General features: G+C 63.6%; 1 protein-coding gene. It reads left to right on the forward strand.

Annotated elements, in window-relative coordinates:
- On the forward strand, positions 1 to 535 hold a 535-nt coding region (locus ACYVHU_RS26725), incomplete at both ends, for a cbb3-type cytochrome c oxidase subunit I (protein WP_498949930.1).

Below are 535 nucleotides of genomic sequence, written 5' to 3' on the forward strand. Positions count from 1 at the left end.
CACGGCGGCGCCATCCTGTGGCAGCACCTGTTCTGGTTCTTCGGCCACCCCGAGGTCTACATTCTGGCGCTGCCGTTCTTCGGGATCATCACCGAGGTCATCCCGGTGTTCAGCCGCAAGCCCCTGTTCGGCTACAAGGGCATGGTCGGCGCGACGATGGCCATCACCGGTCTGTCCGTCACGGTGTGGGCGCACCACATGTTCGCCACCGGCGCGGTGCTGCTGCCGTTCTTCTCCTTCCTGTCCTTCCTCATCGCGGTTCCGACCGGTGTGAAGTTCTTCAACTGGGTGGGCACGATGTGGCGGGGCCAGCTCACCTTCGAGTCGCCGATGCTGTTCTCCATCGGGTTCCTGGTCACCTTCCTCCTCGGGGGGCTGACCGGTGTGCTGCTGGCCTCCCCGCCGATCGACTTCCACGTCACCGACTCCTACTTCGTGGTGGCCCACTTCCACTACGTCGTGTTCGGCACCGTGGTCTTCGCGATGTTCGCCGGCTTCTACTTCTGGTGGCCCAAGTTCACCGGCAAGATGCTCA

Source organism: Marinactinospora endophytica, assembly GCF_054780875.1.